Source organism: Streptomyces boncukensis (genome assembly GCF_011045075.1).
GTDB lineage: Bacteria > Actinomycetota > Actinomycetes > Streptomycetales > Streptomycetaceae > Streptomyces > Streptomyces boncukensis.
In genome coordinates, this window is record NZ_JAAKZZ010001062.1 from 1 (window position 1) to 801 (window position 801).

1 protein-coding gene is annotated in these 801 nt (G+C 70.3%); it reads left to right on the forward strand.

The features are described 5' to 3' along the window. Positions 1 to 801, forward strand: an 801-nt coding sequence (locus G5C65_RS37930; protein ID WP_165303629.1) for an acyltransferase domain-containing protein, incomplete at both ends; no start/stop codon positions are given.

Here is an 801-nt window from a genome sequence, read left to right on the forward strand (position 1 = left end):
CGGTGGACGTCGGCTGGTCACTGGCCACCACACGCGCCGCCCTGGAACACCGCGCAGTCCTGACCGGGGACACGACGATCACCTCCGGCGTTACCACCGAGGGGCGCCTGGCGGTGCTCTTCACCGGCCAGGGCGCACAGCGCCCCGGCATGGGCCTGGGACTGTATGAACAGTTCCCGGCCTTCGCCGAAGCCTTCGACGCGGTCTGCGCCCGCCTGGATGTCCGACTGGAGCGCCCGCTGCGCGAAGTCCTGGCCGACGGCACCGGGCTGGAGGACACCCTGTGGGCGCAGACCGCCCTGTTCGCCCTCGAAGTCGCCCTGTTCCGCCTCGTCGAGTCCTGGGGCATCACCCCGGACGTGCTGCTGGGCCACTCCCTCGGCGAGATCACCGCAGCCCACGTATCCGGCATCCTCGACCTGGACGACGCCTGCACCCTGGTGGCCGAACGCGGCCGCCTCATGCAGGCACTCCCCACCGGCGGCGGCATGCTCGCCGTCCAGGCCACCGAAGCCGACGTCGCCGACTCCGGACTGGACATCGCGGCGGTGAACGGTCCGGAGTCTGTGGTGCTGTCCGGGGACCTGGAGGCGATCAACCGTTACGCGGCCGAGTGTGCAGCGCGTGGATGGCGTGTGAATGCTCTGGCGGTCTCGCATGCGTTCCACTCAGCCCTGATGGAGCCGATGCTGGAGGAGTTCGCGGCTGTCCTGTCCGGGTTGACGTTCAGCCCGGCGCGGATTCCGGTGGTGTCGAATCTGACGGGTGCGGTGGCCGAGCCGGGGGTGATGCAGGAGCCGG